A 19,457-nucleotide genomic window follows, 5' to 3' on the forward strand; every position below is an offset into this window, starting at 1 on the left:
CCGCGAGCAATCACGCCAACGAGGTTCCCCATGTGCTCTCTTCGCCCCACGGCCGCCCTCGCCGTCCTCCCCGCCCTGATGGCCTCCGCCCTGCTCACCACCGGCTGCGGCGACAACTCGCCGGACCCGCGGTCCGCCACCACCGCGTCCCGCTCCCGGCCGGGCGGCCCGCCCACCGGCGACCGGGCGGCCTCCCTCTGGTCACTGATCGGCGAGGGCGGCAAGGACCTCGGCGGCCTGCCCGACGACGACAAGGACGTGGCAGCCGTACGCAAGACGGTCGCGCTGCACTCCGGTGCCGTGGACAACCGCGGCCCCGGCGAGCTGCCAGAGAGCCTGAAGACCGAATACGCGTACTACACGGCGGAGTTCCGGGCCGCCCTGCGCACCCAGGACCACGACGCACAGCTGACGCGCCTGTTCCGTACGAACAAGCTCACCACCCGTCAGACCAAGATCGCCTGGTACCGCTCCACCCTGCACACCGACCGCACCACCGCCAAGGTGGAGATGGACAGCGTCATCGAGTTCACCGCCGCGACGCGGGACTACCTCGAGCGGGGCGGCTTCGAGCTGCGCACGCCGTACACCCAGCACCGCACCCTGAGCCTGGTCAAACGCGACGGCACCTGGCTGATCGACCGCATCGACAAGACGCCCCTCACCCGGCCCTCGGCCCGGCCGGTCCCGACGGGGTGACCGGAACCCGGAGGCACAAAGCGCCCCGGAGGACCCGGCGAACCGTCCCGGCCGAGCACCGACGCGTACGTGCGCGCGCCCACCGGCCGTCGCGCTCCTCGCCGGACTCCTCATCACACTCCCCGTCGCACCCTCGTCGCCCCCCTCGCGCAAGATGTGACCTTCATCGCGGTGGCGGAGTCCCGGCTCCTGGGCCCTCACTCCCGCCCGCCGACGACGGTGGCACCGCCAAATTACCCGTCGTCCGAGGTCACAGGGCTGTGGGCGGCGAGGGCGCGGCGGGAAGGCCGCGCACACGGAGAGCGATATCTGTGCCCGTGGAATGAGAATTGGACGTGAGGCACGGTCAGTATTCCTCGATCGGTGGCCGGAGCGGAATTATCGATTACGTAGGGCCGATCACCCCGTGCTACCGTCGACGTCAGTTGCAGGTGTGGTTGCCAGAAGGTTTCTTTCCGACGGGTTAATCAGCACGGCGACAAGGAATTCACAAAAGGTGAATTCCCGAAACCGCCCCCCGAAGGAGAAATAACATGGCTACTGGAACCGTGAAGTGGTTCAACGCGGAAAAGGGATTCGGCTTCATCGAGCAGGACGGCGGCGGCGCCGACGTCTTCGCGCACTACTCGAACATCGCCACCCAGGGCTTCCGCGAGCTGCAGGAAGGCCAGAAGGTGACCTTCGACATCGCACAGGGTCAGAAGGGCCCGACGGCCGAGAACATCGTTCCCGCCTGACAACGGCACCGACGCGCACACTTCGCAGCTGGGGCCCGCACCTGGGGGTGCGGGCCCCAGCTCGTCGCATTCCCGGCGCGTCCCTCATCATCACTGGCTCGTTCTCGCGATTCCCTGCGCTGCTCGTCTGCTGCGGGAATTCCTTGATACGCGCCGCGCACGCATCAAGGAAGGTTCCGTATGAATCGCACACGCACCACCCGAACTCGTGGCCGCTCCGGTGGCGGCGGCGCCGCCGGCCGCGACGTACCGCGTCGTTCCAAGAACAACAGAAATCGACCGGCCGCACCGGGCGAGTTCGCGGCCCCGAAGACGATCACGCCCGCGCTGCCCTCCGTCGACTCGTTCGCCGATCTCGACATGCCCGCACGGCTGTTGGCCACACTGGGCCGGGAAGGCGTGACCGTACCGTTCCCGATCCAGGCGGCGACCCTGCCGAACACACTGGCCGGACGGGACGTACTGGGCCGTGGCCGCACCGGCTCTGGCAAGACGCTCGCCTTCGGCCTCGCCACCCTGGCCCGTACGGCGGGGCTGCGCGCCGAACCGCGACAGCCGCTCGCCCTCGTCCTCGTCCCCACCCGCGAGCTCGCCCAGCAGGTCACCGACGCGCTCACGCCCTACGCCCGCTCGGTGAGTCTGCGACTGGCGACCGTCGTCGGCGGGATGTCCATCGGCAGGCAGGCCAGTGCGCTGCGCGGCGGTGCCGAGGTGGTCGTCGCGACTCCCGGACGGCTCAAGGACCTCATCGACCGGGGCGACTGCCGCCTCGACGAGGTCGGCATCACGGTCCTCGACGAGGCCGACCAGATGGCCGACATGGGCTTCATGCCGCAGGTCACCGCCCTGCTCGACCAGGTGCGTCCCGGCGGGCAGCGGATGCTCTTCTCGGCCACCCTGGACCGCAACGTCGACCGGCTGGTGCGCACCTACCTGCACGACCCCGTCGTCCACTCGGTCGACCCCTCCGCCGGAGCGGTCACCACCATGGAGCACCACGTACTCCACGTACACGACGCGGACAAGCACCGGACGACCACCGAGATCGCGGCACGCGACGGCCGAGTGATCATGTTCCTCGACACCAAGCACGCGGTGGACCGCCTCACCAAGCACCTGCTGAGCAACGGCGTCCGCGCCGCGGCCCTGCACGGTGGCAAGTCCCAGCCCCAGCGCACGCGGACCCTGGCCCATTTCAAGACCGGGCATGTGACAGTACTGGTGGCGACCAACGTCGCCGCGCGCGGAATCCACGTCGACAGCCTCGACCTGGTCGTCAACGTGGATCCGCCCACCGACCACAAGGACTACCTGCACCGCGGCGGCCGTACGGCCCGCGCCGGCGAGTCCGGCAGCGTCGTCACCCTGGTGACCCGTGACCAGCGTCGCGAGGTGAGCCGACTGATGGCCGCAGCGGGCATCACCCCCCGGATCTCCCAAGTACGGTCGGGAGAGGCCGAGTTGAGCCGCATCACCGGCGCCAAGGCCCCTTCGGGCGTCCCGGTCGTCATCACCGCACCGGAGGCGGAACGTCCCCGCAGCGCCTCTTCCTCGTCCCCGTCGCAGGGCCGTCGGGGGCGTCGCGGGCGCCGGGGCCAAGGCGGTCAGGGAGGCCAGAGCGGTCAGGCAGGCCGGGGAGGCCAGAGCAGTCAGGGCGGCCGCGGAGGCCAGGGCAGTCAGGGAGGCCGGGGAGGCCAGGGCCGGCCCGTCGGCGAAGGAGCGCGCCGCAGGACGGAGCGCCGGACGGGCTTCGGCTCGGCTGCCTGACGGACGGGCTTCGGCTCGGCTGCCCAGAGGCGCCGTGTTCCGGCGGAACACGGCCAGCAGCACTGGCACCAGCACTGCCACCAACACCGCCACCACAGGCCAGGTGAGGGCCCTGCCGACGCGCGTCGGCAGGGCCCCTCGCCGTCGTACCGCCGCCGCTCCGGCTCCTCGTCCGTGCGAAGGCCCATGGCCGCGAGATGGTGTTGAATTCCCTGCGGGGTCCTGGTGTCGTACGGCACCGGGGCCCCTCGACGCGTTGCACAACGAGGTGACATGGCAGCAGACAATCCACTCGGCGATCGTCTGGACGACGACGACTACCCCGCGTACACCATGGGCAGGGCTGCCGAAATGCTCGGCACCACCCCCGGTTTCCTCCGCGCCATCGGTGAGGCACGGCTGATCACGCCGCTGCGCTCGGAGGGCGGACATCGCCGGTACTCCCGCTACCAGCTGCGGATCGCCGCGCGCGCCCGCGAGCTCGTCGACCGGGGAACCCCGATCGAGGCCGCCTGCCGCATCGTCATCCTCGAGGACCAGCTCGAGGAAGCTCAGCGCATCAACGCCGAGTACCGCCGCGCCGCGAACCCGGCGTCCGACAGTTCGGGGACCGGATCCGGTCCCGCGTCCGGTCCCGATTCAAGCTGACCACACGGGCGCGATCGGGCCCGGCGCTCAAGCCCTCCGGTAGCCCTCAAGCCCTCCGGCAGCGCTCAGGCCCTCCGGTCAGGACATCCGAGCCGCCACGGTACGAGCCACCTGCGACAGCACCTTGTCCGTCCAGACCTGCTCGCGCTTCGCCGCCGCCGCCAGGTTCTCGGAGGGCTTCGCGTCCGGGCCGGGGTTCGGGGCCAGGCCCTCGGCGTGGCTGGAGCCGTCGAGTTCGAAGACGTAGGGGCCCTGACGGCAGGTGATCTCGGCGCCGATCGGGCCCTCGAACAGGTAGCAACTCTCGGCGCCCCAGCTGGAGTTGAGGTCCTTGAAGCCCTTCTCCGAGCTGTCGTCCTGCTTGTCCTCGTCGTACTTCTGGGCCGTCAGTGAGGCATCCGCGAGGGCGGTGACCGTGACGGTGGCGCTGCTGGCGCCGCCGCTGTTGCCGGGCAGGTCGAAGGTGAACTTGCAGCCGCCACTCGGGACATCGCCGGTGGTGCCGGGCGCGGCCTCGCTCAGCGGGTCGAAGTTGAGGATGGTGACCTTGACCGGTTCGCGCTCGACGTTCTCCGCCTGCGGCAGGATCGCCGTCACCTCCGCGTCGGTCAGCAGCTTGCAGCCGTCGGGCCACTGGGCCAGCGGCAGCGACGCGCCCGCCGGTGGCGTCAGCCCGAGCCTGTCCCCAGCGGGCTTCGCCGCGCCGAACTCGACCGGGGGCGGCGGCGAATCCTCGCTACACCCCACCAGGAGCGCCAGCCCCGCCCCAGCCAGAGCGGTCACAACAATCGGGCGCAGCGGCCCGGTTCGGCGCGTCGCTCGCTGTGTCGTTCGGTGCGTCATTCGCTGCGTCATTCGGTACTTCGTCCGGTGCGTCGTTCGGTACGTCATGTTTCCCCCGTGCGTCGAGTCGGCCCCGCGGACCGCCGCCCTCGTAGACCGCCGCCCTCGTACACCGCCCCTCACCTGAGCACGGGACGCCCTCCGGCGGACACCGGAACCTTCCGGGTGGACACCGGGACGCCCGCCGCGTGGCCGCGGACGCCCGCACCGACCGCGCCTTCCACGACGCGCTGGTGCGTGCCTGGTCCATGCAGGACTTCCCGGCCGGACAGAACGGGCACGACCACTTCTTCGACACCTTCGGCAAGTTCGGCGAGGTCACCTGGCGGCACCGGGGCAAGATGCTCGCCGAGGCCGCCGCCGCCGTGGCCGGACAGAACCAGTTCTATCTGGAGACCATGGTCACCCCGGCCTCCGAAGGATCGAAGAAGCTCGCCACCGAGGTCGGCTGGGACGAGGACCTGGCCCGGCTGCACGGCAAGCTGACCGCCGACGGGAAACTCGACAAGCTGGTCACCGAGGCGCGCAAGGAAGCCGACGACGCGGACGCCGAGTTCCGCACCGCCGCCCGCTGCGGGACCAGCCGTCCACGGGCGGGCTGCGAGCTTCCGGTGCGCTGGATCTCCCAGGTGTCGCGCAGCAGTTCACGCGAGCGGGTCTTCACACAGATGGCCCTCGGCATGCGACTGGCCGAGCACGACGGGCGGTTCGTCGCCGTCAACCTGGTCCAGCCGGAGGACTGGGACAGCTCGCTGGAGAACTACCGCTTGCAGATGCGGATGGTGAAGTACCTGCGCACGGTCTACCCGCGCGCTCAAGCCACCCTGCACGCTGGTGAGTTGTGGCCCGGACTGGTCAAGCCCGAGCACTTGAAGTTCCACATCAAGGAGGCCGTCACGGTGGCAGAGGCCGACCGGATCGGTCACGGTGTCGACCTGGTCCACGAGGACGACTGGCAGGGCACGGTACGCACCATGGCCGCCCGTGAGACCGCCGTCGAGGTGCCGTTCACCAGCAACGCCCAGATCCTCGGCGTCAAGGGCGCCGACCACCCCTTCTCCACGTACAGGGCCCACGGCGTGCCCGTCGTGCTGGCCACCGACGATCCCGGCATCTCGCGCATCGACATCAGCCACGAGTACCGGTACGCGGCCACCACGTACGGCCTGACCTACCGGGAACTGAAGGACCTAGCCCGCGCCTCCCTGGAGTACGCCTTCCTGCCCGGCGCGAGCCTGTGGCGCGGCAACCCCACCACCGAGGGGTACCGGCCCGAGGCGGCCTGCGAAGGTCAACTGCCCGGCAGCGGGCGTCGGTTGAGCCAGGACTGCCGTCAACTGGTGTCCGCCAGCCCCAAGGCGAAGGCGCAGTGGCTTCAGGAGAAGGCCTTCGCCAAGTTCGAGAACCGCTTCCGCTCAGAGAGCTGACCGAGGGCCGGGCCGGCCGAGCACGCGCGCCGGTCACCCCGTCCACCCATCCCCCCGTCCACGTACCCGACCGCGTCCCGGTTGCCCTTGCGGCGACCGGGACGCGGTGCGCTTGGCCTGCGCTTCAGGGGCTCGGGAGCCCAGAGGACGGCAGCGACACATCCGATGTATACCCGGAAACCGCTACCAATTCCCGCCCAACTACTTGCCTTTACGGGGAATCCCCTCCACCTTATTGCACAGTCATCCCACCTATAACGCACCTCTGCACCGCACCTCCGCGCCGCACCTCCTTCCCCGCCCCGGCCCCCCGCGCCCAATCCCGGAGTACCCATGCGTCCACGTCTCCTCGCCGCCCTCGCAGGCGTCCCCCTGCTGTGCGGCGCCCTGATACCCGCGGCCGTCAGCGCCGCCGAACCGGCCACCGCGCCCACCGCACCCGCCGCCGCCTCGGCGGGCGGCCAGGTCGTCCCCGTCTCCCCCGACGACACCAAGGACGAACTGCTCGCCAAAGCCGCCTCGGTGACGCCGAGCAAGCGGCAACTCGACTGGCAGCGCGAGGAGTTGACGGGCTTTGTGCACTTCGGGCCCAACACCTACTCGGGCCGGGACACGGGCCACGGAGACGAGGACCCGAACCTCATCCAGCCGAAGGAACTCGACACCGACCAGTGGGTGTCGACGTTCAAGAAGGCCGGGTTCAAGAAGGTCATCCTGACCGCCAAGCACCACGACGGCATGCTGATGTTCCAGTCGGACTACTCCAAGTACGGGGTGGCGTCGAGCAGTTGGCAGGGCGGCAAGGGCGACATCGTCAAGGAGTTCACCGACTCGGCCCGTGAGCAGGGCCTCAAGGTCGGCCTGTATCTCTCGCCCTCGGACATGCACGAGAACCTGCCGGGCGGCACCTTCGGCAACGGCAGCCCGAAGAAGACCAGCCGTATCCCCACCAAGGGAGAAGGCAAGAGCTTCACCTTCGAGGTGGACGACTACAACCGCTACTACCTGAACACCCTCTACGAGCTGCTGACCGGCTACGGCACCGTGGACGAGGTCTGGTTCGACGGCTACGACCCGACCGGCGGCAAGCAGAAGTACAGCTTCGACGACTGGTTCCGTATGGTGCGCGGCCTGCAGCCGAGTGCCTCCGTCTTCGGCGGGCCCGACCTGCGCTGGGTGGGCAACGAGGACGGGTACGCGCGTACTTCGGAGTGGAGCGTGGTGCCCGCCAAGGGCGGCACCGGACCGGACGAGCAGCGCGACCCGACCTTCGGCTACACCGAGGACGACATCGCCGGGGACGACCGGCTCACCACGGCGTCGAACCATCTGGCCTGGTTCCCCGCCGAGTGCGACGCGCGCCTCCAGCCGACCTGGTTCTGGCACCCGAACCAGCAGCCCAAATCGCTGGCGGCGCTGGAGGACATGTACTTCGGCTCGGTCGGCCGCAACTGCCAACTGCTCCTGAACGTGGGCCCGAACCAGTTGGGCAGGTTCGGGCAGACCGAGGTGGACCGGCTGACCGAGTTCGGCGACCGGATCCGCTCGCTCTTCAGGACGAACGTCGCCGAGGGCGCGAGCGCCGCCAACGACTCCGGCACCACCAGCACCGAGGGCAACGGCCCGGCCAACGTCCTGGACGGCGACGACACCACCGCCTGGCAGCCCTCGGCCCGCACCGGCTCTCTGACCGTGGACCTCGGCGGCGCCGAGCGCTTCGACACGGTGCTGCTCCAGGAGCGGATCAAGACCGGGCAGCGCGTCACCTCCTTCGCCGTGGACACCTGGGACGGCGGCCAGTGGCACGAGGCCACCAAGGCGACCACGATCGGCTACAAGCGCCTGCTGCGCCTCGGCGAGCCGGTCACCAGCGCGAAGGTGCGCCTGCGGGTCCTCGGCTCCCGCGCCACCAGCCCGGACATCGCCACGCTCGCGTTGTACGACGGGGGCAGCGCGCTGAACCTCGCCAAGGGCCGCCCGGCCACCCAGTCCTCCTCGACCCAGGCGAACGGCGAGGCGGCGCACGCGACGGACGGCAACACGGACGGCGACTTCTTCAACGGCTCGGTCAGCCACACCGGTTCGGACACCAACGCCTGGTGGCAGACCGACCTGGGCGGCTCGGCGTCCATCGGCAGCATCGCGCTGTGGAACCGCACCGACTGCTGCGCGGACCGGCTCTCCGACTACTGGGTACTGGTCTCCGACAAGCCCTTCGACAACACGCTCACCCCCGAACAGCAGGCCGCCGAACCCGGCGTCTGGTCGAGTCACCGAACGGCGCAGGCGGGCAGCCCGACCACCCTCACCGTCGGCGAGAGCGGCCGCTACGTGAAGGTCCAGCGCGTCGGAACAGGACCGCTGTCCCTCGCGGAGGTGCAGGTCTTCGGCCCGAAGGACGACTTCACCCTCACCGCGGAGCAGCCCATGTCCTCGGTGCCGCCCGGGGGTTCGACCACTTCCGCCATCACCACCTCGGTGGCCAAGGGCTCACCCGGCACGATCGAGCTGAGCGTGACCGGCCTGCCCGCGGGCACCACCGGAACCTTCGAACCCACCACCGTCCAGGCCGGTGGCAGCGCGAAGCTCACCCTGCGCACCTCGGCCGACACCCCGCCGGGCGACTACACCCTGCACGTGATCGGGAAGACCGCGGAGGCGACCCACAGCGGGCAGATCACCTTCAATGTGAAGTCGACGGGGTGACAAGGGAGTTGGAGCTGTGACGGGGCCGTGGCCGTGGCCCCGTCACCACCGTCACCGAGCCCTCGCGGGCCGTGGCACGTACCGCCCATCATCGCGGCCACGGTGGCCCGCGGCCGCGCACAGGGCGCGCACCCGCATCTGGTGGGACCCGAGCACACGGCGCGGACCCGCGCCCGCCTCGGCACCGGGGCCGGGTCCGGGTCCGGGTCCGCGTCCGCGAACACCTCGACGCCGGTGCCAGCAGCGTGGTGATCCAGGAGTGGCTTTCGCCGCGCTCGTACGCGGCCTGACCAAGTGGCCCTGTTCACCGCTCCCGGACGGCCTGAGCACGCCCTATAGGCGCTCGCTATATCGGTCATAACTTTTCACCCGGGAGAAGAGGTCTAGACATCTAACGAGCGCGGCTCGTAGCTTCCTGAGCATTCCGCCCGCTCCCCCGCCCCCACTCCTTCCGACTCCCCGGAGGCACAAATGCGTCGTGTCCCCCGCAATCTCTGCGCGGCGGCGGCCGTGCTGGCCGCCCTGGCGGCCGGCTCCCCCGCAGCCCTCGCCGAACAGGGCGACACCGGAGGGCAGTCGGTGGGCCAGGCCGCCGCACCCGCCGACGACTACGCCGACGTGATCGACCGTACGGGCACGCCCACGGCGGCGGAGAACGGCTTCGCCACCAAGCTGAGCCCGCTCGCCGACCTCGGCTCGTACCACGGCTACGGGCTCCCGGCCGCCGGGGACACCGACTCCTTCGGCGGCTTCACCGGACCCTGGTACATGGCCCAGGAGTTCCCCTGGTTCATGAGCAAGGCGTTCAGCCGTCTGCAGCTCAAGGACGCCGACACGGGCAAGGCGCTCACCCTGCCCGCTCCCACCGCGCACTCCTACCCGGGCCGCCTGACCCAGCGCTACCAGGTGGACGGGGTGACGCTCGACCTCACCCTGCGCTTCACCTCCCAGCACACCGCGCAGGTGACCGCGGAGGTCACCAGCACCACCGAGCGCCGCCTCACGGTTTCCTGGTCCGGCGGGCTGCTGCGCCCCAAGGACGAGCCGCAGCGCTCGGCCCTCAGCCTGCGCGGCGCCGACACCGGCGTGGAGGTCCGGTTCGCGAAGACCAAGAACGGCTCCTTCTACGCGGACGGCACCGAACGACTCGCGATACGTCACGCCGAACCGGTCAACACCCAAGTGGACGGCGACAGTTACGTCACCACCCGGCGCGAGCCGCTGACCGTCTCCGCCGAACCCTCCCGCATGGTGTGGACCGAGTCGTACACCTTCGACGACAAGGAACGCACGGCCGAGGCCAAGGCCATCGAGACCGCACTCCGCTCCCCGGAGAAGGCCGCCGCGGCCACCGACAGGCGCTGGCAGGGGTACGTCGACCGGGCCACCAAGAACATCGCCCCCGAGCACCGCCGCCTCGCGGTCAAGGCCGTCGAGACCCTGGTCGGCAACTGGCGCGGGCCCGGCGGGCGGCTCAGCCACGGCGGCATCGTCCCCTCGATGAGCCACAAGTACTACGCGGGCGGCTACTGGCCCTGGGACTCCTTCAAGGAGGCCGTCGGCACCAGCTTCTTCTCGCCCGACCTCGCCAAGTCCGTGGTACGCAACCAGTTCGAGCACCAAGTGGCCTCCGGCATCGAGGCCGGCATGCTCCCGGACGTCGTCGGCTTCCGTAATCCGGCCGACGGCACCGGTCACCACAACCTGCGCAACACCAAGCCCCCGCTTGCCGGTTGGGCGGTCTGGGAGATCTACAAGAGCGACGGGGACAAGAGGTTCCTCGAAGAGATGTACGCCAAGCTGGTCGCCGAGCACGCCTGGTGGCTGCGCAATCGCGACCACGACCGCAACGGCGTCCTGGAGTACGGCGCCACCACCGACCCGGCCAACAAGGACAAGGACGCCGCCCGGCTCGCCGCCGCCTGGGAGAGCGGCATGGACGACGAGCCCCGCTTCGACTTCGGTTCGGGCCTCGACGTACTGAACAACACCGACAAGGACGGCAGGCACATCGGCTACTCCCTCAACCAGGAGTCCGTCGACCTCAACTCCTTCATGGCGCGCAACGACCGCTCCCTGGCCTCGATCGCCGAGGCACTCGGCAGGACCGAGGAGGCGACGTCCTTCCGCGAGCAGGCGGACCACCTGGACGAGCGGATCCGCGCCACCATGTGGGACCCGGCCACCGGCTACTTCTACGACACCCGCCTGGGCTCCGGTAAGCCGCTGACCGGCATCGGCAAGGGCATCGAGGGCATGGTCCCGCTCTTCTCCCGCTCGGCCACCCCCGCCCAGGCCGACGGCGTACGCAAGGCGCTGCTCGACCCCGAGCAGTTCAACACCCACGTCCCGCTCCCGCCGCTGCCCAAGAACCACCCCGCCTACGACCCGGACTCCTACACCCGTGGCAGCGCCTGGCCCGACCAGGTCTCCTTCGCCGCGACCGGACTCGACGCGTACGGCTTCGGCGCGGACGCCGACAAGCTCCGCTCCAAGCTCTTCGCCAACGCCGACGGCCTGCTCGACGGCGACGAACCGATCTGGGAGAAGTACGACTCGGACACCGGCAAGGGCAACAACACCGGCAACTTCAGCTGGTCGGCGGCGGGCATCCTCAAGCTCGTGCACAAGGAGTCCGGCGCCCTCACCGCGGCGGCCTCCGACAAGTGCCTGGACGTCGCGGGCGGCAACCCGGCCGACGGGACCCCGGTCCAGCTGTACGGGTGCAACGGCACCGCCGCCCAGACCTGGAGCCTGCCCGGTGACGGCACCGTGCGCGCCCTCGGCAAGTGCCTCGACGTGAAGAACGGCTCGACCGCGCCGAATACTCCCGTCCAGTTGTACGGCTGCAACGGCACCGGCGCCCAGGACTGGAAGCCCGGCACCGGCCAGACCCTGGTCAACGGCAAGTCCGGCCTCTGCCTGGACGTCGAGAACGGCGGCACCGCCGACGGCACCCGCGTCCTCATCCACAAGTGCCACAACGGCACCAACCAGAACTGGAACCTGCCGGGCTGACCCCACGCCACCCGGCCCGCGGGGAACGGCGCTTCGCACCGAGGGGGTGCGGGGCGCCGTTCCTGTGTGTGCGGGGCGGGGCTGTGCGGTGCGGGGCGGGACTCGGGGAGGCAGTGGCGGGAGCGGTGTGGATTCGCACATACCACCCACATCCGCGAATTGTGGCGCTCTCGCCAGGTGATACGAGGGTTTCCCCTCGCATCTGCGGCAGTAGGATGCGGCCTGAAGCCGTGCCCGAAACCGTGCCCGACGTCGTGCGCGTACTCGTCTCCGGTGCTCGTATCCGGTACTCGCATCCGGTGCTCGTTTCCGTGAGGAACAGAAGGAGTGGCCGTCATGACCCGTTCCGCGCGCTCGACCCGCTCGACCCGCTCGACCCGCTCGACCCGCTCGACCCGCCGCAGTCTCCAGGTGGCCGGTGCCGTGACCGCCGCCCTGCTGGCGCTCGGCGCATGCTCGTCGTCCGACGGCTCCTCGTCCGACTCCGGCTCCAGCGCCAACTCCTCGTCGGACAAGTCGAAGAAGCTGTCCGGCACGGTCACCGTGTTCGCCGCCGCCTCGCTCAAGGAGAGCTTCACCGCGCTCGGCAAGGACTTCGAGAAGGCGCATCCCGGTACGAAGGTCACCTTCAACTTCGGCGGCAGCGACACCCTCGCGGCGGGTATCACGGGCGGCGCCCCGGCGGACGTCTTCGCCGCCGCGAGCCCCAAGACGATGAAGATCGTCACGGACGCGGGGAGCGCGGAGGGCACGCCCGCCACCTTCGTCCGCAACCGCCTGGAGATCGCCACCCTGCCCGGCAACCCGGACAGCATCTCCTCGCTCAAGGACCTCACCAAGTCCGGCCTGAAGGTGGTCCTCTGCGACAAGGAGGTGCCGTGCGGCGCCGCCGCGCAGAAGGCCCTGGCCGCCGGTGACATCGACCTGACGCCGGTCTCGTACGAACAGGACGTCAAGGGCGCCCTGACCAAGGTCGAGCTGAAGGAAGCCGATGCCGCGCTCGTCTACCAGACGGACGTACACGCAGCCGGTAAGAAGGTGACCGGCGTGGAGTTCCCCGAGGCCGACAAGGCCGTGAACGACTACCCGATCACCCTCCTCAAGGACGCGCCCAACTCCGAGGCGGCACAAGCCTTCATCGACCTCGTGCGGTCCGCCGAGGGCCAGAGGGTGCTGACCGGGGCCGGGTTCCTCAAGCCGTGAGGTACGGAGGGAAGTCGGGTGGGGCGGCAACCGGCCCGGGCGGCGGCTCCGGGCGCGCGGGCCGTGCACGCCGCCCCCGGCGAGCGGGCGCCGGCGGTTCCGGCCTCGGCCGGGCCGCCCCCCTCCCCCTGCTCGTCCCCGCCCTGCTCGGCCTCGCCTTCCTCGTCGTCCCGCTGATCGCCTTGCTGGTACGCACACCCTGGCGCAGCCTGCCCGGGCAGTTGACCAGTCCCGAGGTCTGGGAGGCGCTGCAACTCTCCTTGGTCTGCGCCACGTTGGCGACGGCCGTGAGTCTGGTGGTCGGGGTGCCGCTGGCCTGGCTCCTCGCCCGTACCGAGTTCCCCGGGCGCGGTCTGGTGCGGGCGCTGGTCACGCTGCCGTTGGTGTTGCCGCCGGTGGTCGGGGGCGTGGCCCTGCTGATGGCGCTCGGGCGGAACGGGGTCGTGGGCAAGTGGCTGGACTCCTGGTTCGGCATCACGCTGCCGTTCACCACCACCGGGGTCGTCCTCGCGGAGGCGTTCGTCGCGATGCCGTTCCTGGTCATCAGCGTCGAGGGCACGCTGCGCGCGGCCGACCCCCGCTACGAGGAGGCGGCGGCCACCCTCGGCGCCTCCCGCTTCACCGCGTTCCGCCGGGTCACCCTGCCACTGATCGCGCCGGGCATCGCGGCGGGCGCCGTACTGGCCTGGGCGCGCGCACTGGGCGAGTTCGGGGCCACGATCACCTTCGCGGGCAACTTCCCGGGCCGCACCCAGACCATGCCGCTCGCCGTCTACCTCGCCCTCCAGAGCGACCCGGAGGCCGCCATCGCCCTCAGCCTGGTCCTGCTCACGGTGTCCATCGCGGTACTCGCGGGACTGCGCGACCGATGGATGACGACGTCGTGAGGGGCGACCGCGTCGTGAGAGACGAAGACCAGGGCCCGACGGAAGGTCTGGACGCCACGGGAGGTCTGGACGTCGTCTCGGAAGGCCTCGACGCCCACCTCGTGGTCGACCGGGGCGGCACCTTCCGCCTCGACGTCGCGCTGCGCGCCGCCCCCGGGGACGTCGTCGCGCTGCTTGGCCCCAACGGCGCGGGCAAGACCACCGCGCTGCGCGCGCTCGCGGGGCTCGTTCCGCTCACCGACGGGCACTTCAGGCTCGACGACACGGCCCTGGACCGTACGCCTCCCGAGTCGCGCCCGGTCGGCGTCGTCTTCCAGGACTATCTGCTCTTCCCGCACCTGAGCGCCCTGGACAACGTGGCCTTCGGCCCGCGCTGCCGGGGTGCCGGGAAGGCGGAGGCCCGTGCCGTGGCCGCCGAGTGGCTGGCGCGGATGGGTCTTACCGAGCACGCCGGTGCCAAGCCCCGCCGTCTCTCCGGCGGCCAGGCCCAGCGCGTCGCGCTCGCCCGCGCCCTGGCCACCGGCCCGCGCCTGCTGCTGCTCGACGAGCCGCTCGCCGCGCTCGACGCCCGTACGCGCCTGGACGTACGTGCCCAACTCCGGCGCCACCTCGCCGAGTTCGAGGCGGTCGCGGTACTGGTCACACACGACCCGCTGGACGCCATGGTGCTCGCCGACCACCTCGTCGTCATCGAGGACGGCCGGGTGGTCCAGGCGGGCAGCCCGGCCGACATCGCCCGCCATCCCCGTACGGACTACATCGCGCAACTGGTCGGACTCAACCTCTACAAGGGGGTGGCGGAAGGGCACACGGTCCGGCTCGACGCCGGTCCCGCGCTCCACACGGCCGAGTCCCTGACCGGTCCCGCCTTCGTGGCGTTCGCGCCGCGCGCGGTCACCCTGTACCGGGAGCGCCCCGCGGGCTCCAGCGCCCGTAACCTCTGGCGCTGCGAGGTCGCGGGCCTGGAGACCCACGGCGACCAGATCCGCGCCGAGCTCACCGGCGAACTCTCCCTGGCCGCCGACCTCACCACCGCCGCCGCGGCCGAACTCGGCCTGCACACGGGCGCCCGGGTCTGGGTCACGGTCAAGGCGGCACAGGCGCACGCGTATCCGGCCTGAGCGAGGTCCCGCCGACGCGACCGCGCGCGGCCTAGGGTGACGGCGGAACAAGCAGCACCAAGCAACATCAAGCTGGCAAATCACCCGCCCGACTCCTCACCCCTCCTCCCTCCTCCCTCCTCCCTCCTCCCTCCTCCCCCGAGAGGCACCCCCATGCCCCTGAGCATCCGCAATCAGATCCCCGGCACCGTCCTGTCCATCACGGCGGGCGAGGTGATGGCCACGGTCAAAGTGCGCCTGGACGGGGGCCAGGAACTCACCGCCGTCGTCACCTTGGACGCCGTCCGCGAACTCGGCCTGGTCGAGGGGTCCGCCGTCCGCGCCCTGACCAAGTCCACGGAAGTCGCCCTGGCCACCGGCGCACTGCCGGGCCTGTCGATCCGCAACCAGCTGCCGGGCACCGTTTCCGGGGTCACCGTCGGCGGCGCGCTGGCCTCGGTGGGGGTCACCATCGACGGCGGTGAGCTGACCGCCGTGATCACGAAGGAGGCGGCGACGGAACTGCGGCTGTCCGACGGCTCGCCCGTGATGGCGCTGATGAAGGCGACGGAGGTCTCGCTGGCGACCGGGTGAGGCGCGACCGACACAGAGCCCCGCCTCAACTCGCCCTCCACAGCCCTCGAACCGAACCGCCGAACCCACGAACCCCCGAACCCCGAACCGTCCAGAGACCAGGCCGCCCCGCCCCAACTGCGGTTCCTGTCAGAAGCCTTGACCCGACTCTCCTCCGGTGCTGCACTGTGGCGAATTTAGAAGCCTCATTTCTTTATAGGAGGGCCGATGAGCCTCAGACGGCCGACGGTGGCGGCGTTGCTCGCCACCGTCGTCTTCGCGACGTGCTCCGGGACGGGCACGACACTCCTCGCATCCGGTACGGCGCACGCAGCCGAGACCGGCATCGCGGGCGGGAACGAACCGATGACGAAGGCGGACGCGGACGCGGGAGCCGAGGAGCCGGGCACCGCGCCCGCGCGCCGGGCCCTGGTCCGGCTGCTGGGTGAAGAACGCGCGGCCCAGGTCGAGTTGGCCGCACTGCCCGAGGAGGGCGGCGCGCGCTACACGGTCGGCGTCGAGGACGGCAGGCTGCGCGTCGCCGGTACCGACCCGGCGACGATCCTGGCGGGCTTCGGCACCTATCTGCGCGAGGTCGCGCACGCCGACGCCTCCGTCAACGGCGACAACCTCGACCTGCCCCGCACCCTGCCGCTGCCGCTGCCGACGAAGCCGATCTCGCGCGACGCCGACGTGAAGCACCGCTTCGCCCTCAACGACACCAACGAGGGCTACGCGGGGGCCTACACGACCTGGAAGGAGTGGCAGCACCAGATCGACGTACTGGCCCTTGACGGCTACAACGAGGTCCTCGTGTACGAGGGGCAGGAGGCGGTCTACCAGCAGACCATGCGCGAGTTCGGGTACACCGACGCCGAGATGCGCGGCTGGATACCCTTCCCCGGGCACCAGCCGTGGTGGCTGATGCAGAACATGTCCAACTCCACGAAGAAGCCGCTGAGCCAGAAGCTCATCGACTCCCGGGTCCGGCTCGGGTCACAGATCACCGGACGGCTGCGGGAACTCGGGATGACGCCTGTCCTGCCCGGGTACTACGGCACCGTCCCCGACCACTTCTCCGACCGCAACCCCGGCGCGCACACCGTCCCGCAGGGAACCTGGAGTTCGGCCCAGAAGCGTCCCGACTGGCTCGACCCGACGGGCACCCACTTCGCCGAGGTCGCGCGCACCTTCTACGAGGTGCAGGAGCGGCTGTTCGGCAAGAGCACGATGTTCAAGATGGATCTGCTGCACGAGGGCGGCAAACCGGGGGACGTCAACGTCGGCGATGCGGCACGCGGTGTGCAGCGCGCCCTGGAGAAGGCACATCCGGGTGCCACCTGGGCGATCCTCGGCTGGTGGGGCAACCCCCGGGCCGATGTACTCGCCGCCATCGACCGCTCCCGGGCCCTGATCCTCGACGGCAACTCGGACCAGCCCGACGTGACCGACCGCGAGAAGGACTTCCAGGGCACCCCGTACACCTTCGGCACCATCTGGAACTTCGGCGGCCACACCGGACTCGGCGTCGCCGTGAAGGAGTGGAACCGCAAGTTCCACCAGATGCGCGACAAGGAGGGCAGCAAGCTCGACGGCATCGCCCTGATGCCCGAGGCGGTCGACAACAACCCGGCCGCGGTCGAGTTCTTCGCCGACCTCGCCTGGGAGGACAAGCCGGTCGACTTCACCGGCTGGTTCCGCGACTACGCCACCGCACGCTACGGCGGGACCGACGCACACGCGCAGAAGGCGTGGGAACTCCTCGCGGCCTCGGTGTACTCCTGGCCGCCGGACAACGACACCAAGTACGCCGTGGGTCTGGTGGAGCGGCAGCCGGGCCTCTCGACCTCCATGAGCATCCCCTACGACCCGGCCGCCTTGGAGAAGGCCCTCGGTGAACTGCTCGCCGTGAGCCCGGAGCGGCGTCGCAGCACGGCCTACCGCCACGACCTCGTCGACCTCGCCCGGCAGGTTCTCGCCAACCGGGGCCAGCAGCTGCTGCCCCGGATCCGCGCCGCCTACCAGGGCAAGGACCTGGACACCTTCCGCAAGCACACCGCGGAGTGGACCAGGCAGCTCTCGCTCATGGACGAACTGCTCGGCACCGACCGCAACTTCCTCTTCGGCGCCTGGCAGCAGGACGCGTCGACGTGGGCGTCCGACGCGTCGGAGAACCGCACCCTCCAGGACGACATCCGCCAGCTCGTGACGATCTGGGACCGCACCAGTCCCATCCAGGACTATGCCTCGCGCGAGTGGAACGGCCTCGTGGGCGACTACTACCTGCCGCGCTGGCAGCGCTACTTCGCCACCCTGGAGGAGTCGCTGCACACCGGTCGGGAGCCGGCGGCCGTCGACTGGAAGAAGGTCGCCGCCGACTGGTCGCTCAAGACCACGCGCTACCGCTCCACTCCCGCCGGTGACGCCCACGCGCTGGCCGCCGAGGTCGCGCAGGCCCCCGCCGGGAAGCTCGAACTGAGCCCCCTCGCCGGGGGAGTCGCCCCCGGCAAGACCCTGCGGGTGACCGCCACCTTCACCAACGACAACGCCGTACGCGCCACCGCGCACACCTCGGTCGAGCTGACGGCGCCCGAGGGCTGGACGGTCTCCCCCGCCGGGCCCGGGCTCCCCGGCTCCGTACCGGCCGGTGGCAGCGCTTCGGCTCGGTTCGATGTCACCGCGCCCGCATCGGCGAAGGCGGCCTCCACTCCCGGGCTGAAGGCGGACGTCCGCTGGCGCTCCGGCGACCGCGCGGCCACCGAGTCCGCCGCGGCGACCGCGCTCGTCACCGGCCCGCTCTCCGAAGGCCTCAAGGCGGCGAAGACCACCGAGGTCGGATTCGCCCAGGACGGCGAGAAGTTCGCCATGGCCGGGGGCGGATCGGACACCTGGACCGACGTGGACGAGTTCGGCGCCGTCTACCGCGAGAACGCCGTCACGGACGGGAACGCGGTGACGACGAAGGTGACCTCCCAGGTCAACAACGCCCCGTACGCCCGCGCCGGACTCGTCCTGCGCTCCGACCTGTCCACGCCCGGCAGTGCGGGCTACGCCACCCTGGCCCTGACCCCGGAACACGGCTGTCTGCTCAGCTACGACTCCGACGGCGACGGCCACCTCGACACCAACGTCGAGTCCGGTGGCTTCACCAACGGCACACACCTGCGCCTGGGCCGTGTCGGGGACCGCGTGGTCGCCTCGTGCAGCAGTGACGGCAAGAACTGGGTCCAGGTCGGCGCGCCCCAGGTCCCGGGCCTGACGGCCGAGCTGGACGCGGGCCTGTTCTACTCGGCGGTCAACCACCGGACCAAGCGCGACGGACTGGCCACCTTCCAGGGCCTGGGCACCACCGAGGCCGAGCTTCCGGCGCCGGGCGAGGGCGAGAACGTCAGCACCGGGCGCCCGGCGACCGCCCTGTCCTCCGAGGACGGCAGCCCGCCCTCGGCCGCCGTCGACGGCGACCGGACCAACGGGCGCTACTGGGCCTCGCGGATCGCCACCCTCGGCACCTGGTGGCAGGTGGACCTCGGTTCGGTGAAGGACCTGACCTCGGTCAACGTCCGCAACTACGTGGACGGGAAGCGGGCCTACACCTACCGCCTGGAGGGCAGCACCGACGGCGAGCACTGGTTCGCCCTCGGCGGCCGGTCACAGGGCCGTGCGGCCACCGACGCCGGTGACACCTTCACGGTCGGCGCGTCGGCACGCCATGTCCGGGTGACCGGGCTGGCCAACACGGCCAACCCCTCCTTCCACCTGAGCGAGGTCACCGTACTCGCCCGTGACTGAGCCCCGTCCCGGGCCCCGCATCCGACGGACCGCGACCATCCCACGGACCGCGACCACCCC

Annotated in this window: 12 protein-coding genes and 1 pseudogene; 12 read left to right on the forward strand and 1 reads right to left on the reverse strand. The window is 70.7% G+C overall.

Annotated elements, in window-relative coordinates:
• The first annotated feature begins 30 nt into the window (after positions 1-30).
• The 4 genes from HUT18_RS15180 (at position 31) to HUT18_RS15195 (ending at position 3,851) form a co-directional block, all read left to right on the forward strand.
• Entirely contained in the window at positions 31-699 is a 669-nt protein-coding gene (locus tag HUT18_RS15180; RefSeq protein WP_176101189.1) for a hypothetical protein, read from the forward strand.
• Positions 700-1,232: 533 nt separating this feature from the next.
• Complete coding sequence (locus HUT18_RS15185) at positions 1,233-1,436, forward strand: cold-shock protein (RefSeq protein ID WP_176101190.1); 204 nt, start codon at positions 1,233-1,235, stop codon at positions 1,434-1,436.
• A gap of 180 nt (positions 1,437-1,616) precedes the next feature.
• Positions 1,617-3,203, forward strand: coding sequence for a DEAD/DEAH box helicase (locus tag HUT18_RS15190; protein ID WP_176101191.1), 1,587 nt, complete (start codon positions 1,617-1,619; stop codon positions 3,201-3,203).
• Between the two features lie 273 nt (positions 3,204-3,476).
• Positions 3,477-3,851 (forward strand): helix-turn-helix domain-containing protein, encoded by a 375-nt coding sequence (locus tag HUT18_RS15195; RefSeq protein ID WP_176101192.1) that lies wholly within the window; start codon positions 3,477-3,479, stop codon positions 3,849-3,851.
• A 78-nt stretch (positions 3,852-3,929) separates the two neighbouring features.
• Here HUT18_RS15195 and HUT18_RS15200 read toward each other — a convergent pair whose 3' ends face one another.
• On the reverse strand, positions 3,930-4,634 hold the full coding sequence (locus HUT18_RS15200; protein WP_176101193.1) for a hypothetical protein: 705 nt from the start codon (positions 4,632-4,634) through the stop codon (positions 3,930-3,932).
• Between the two features lie 245 nt (positions 4,635-4,879).
• Between HUT18_RS15200 and HUT18_RS15205 the strand changes: the two are divergent.
• From HUT18_RS15205 to HUT18_RS15240, 8 genes and pseudogenes are all read left to right on the forward strand, one after another.
• A pseudogene (locus HUT18_RS15205) lies at positions 4,880-6,121 on the forward strand (adenosine deaminase); the annotation flags it as partial.
• A gap of 333 nt (positions 6,122-6,454) precedes the next feature.
• Complete coding sequence (locus tag HUT18_RS15210) at positions 6,455-8,827, forward strand: alpha-L-fucosidase (protein WP_176101194.1); 2,373 nt, start codon at positions 6,455-6,457, stop codon at positions 8,825-8,827.
• 471 nt (positions 8,828-9,298) lie between these two features.
• Complete coding sequence (locus HUT18_RS33780; RefSeq protein WP_254878614.1) at positions 9,299-11,845, forward strand: RICIN domain-containing protein; 2,547 nt, start codon at positions 9,299-9,301, stop codon at positions 11,843-11,845.
• Positions 11,846-12,181: 336 nt separating this feature from the next.
• Positions 12,182-13,048, forward strand: a complete 867-nt coding sequence (gene modA / locus HUT18_RS15220) for a molybdate ABC transporter substrate-binding protein (protein ID WP_176101195.1) — start codon at positions 12,182-12,184, stop codon at positions 13,046-13,048.
• A complete protein-coding gene (gene modB, locus HUT18_RS15225) occupies positions 13,045-13,935 on the forward strand; it encodes a molybdate ABC transporter permease subunit (RefSeq protein ID WP_176101196.1) in 891 nt (296 codons plus the stop codon). Before modA ends, modB begins: the two co-directional genes overlap by 4 nt.
• A gap of 14 nt (positions 13,936-13,949) precedes the next feature.
• A complete protein-coding gene (locus tag HUT18_RS15230; RefSeq protein ID WP_254878615.1) occupies positions 13,950-15,056 on the forward strand; it encodes an ABC transporter ATP-binding protein in 1,107 nt (368 codons plus the stop codon).
• Positions 15,057-15,209: 153 nt separating this feature from the next.
• Positions 15,210-15,629, forward strand: coding sequence for a molybdopterin-binding protein (locus HUT18_RS15235; protein WP_176101198.1), 420 nt, complete (start codon positions 15,210-15,212; stop codon positions 15,627-15,629).
• Positions 15,630-15,836: 207 nt separating this feature from the next.
• Positions 15,837-19,397, forward strand: a complete 3,561-nt coding sequence (locus tag HUT18_RS15240) for an alpha-N-acetylglucosaminidase TIM-barrel domain-containing protein (protein WP_176101199.1) — start codon at positions 15,837-15,839, stop codon at positions 19,395-19,397.
• The last annotated feature ends 60 nt before the right edge of the window (positions 19,398-19,457 follow it).

It is taken from the genome of Streptomyces sp. NA04227 (assembly GCF_013364195.1).
In the GTDB taxonomy this organism is placed as follows: Bacteria; Actinomycetota; Actinomycetes; order Streptomycetales; family Streptomycetaceae; genus Streptomyces.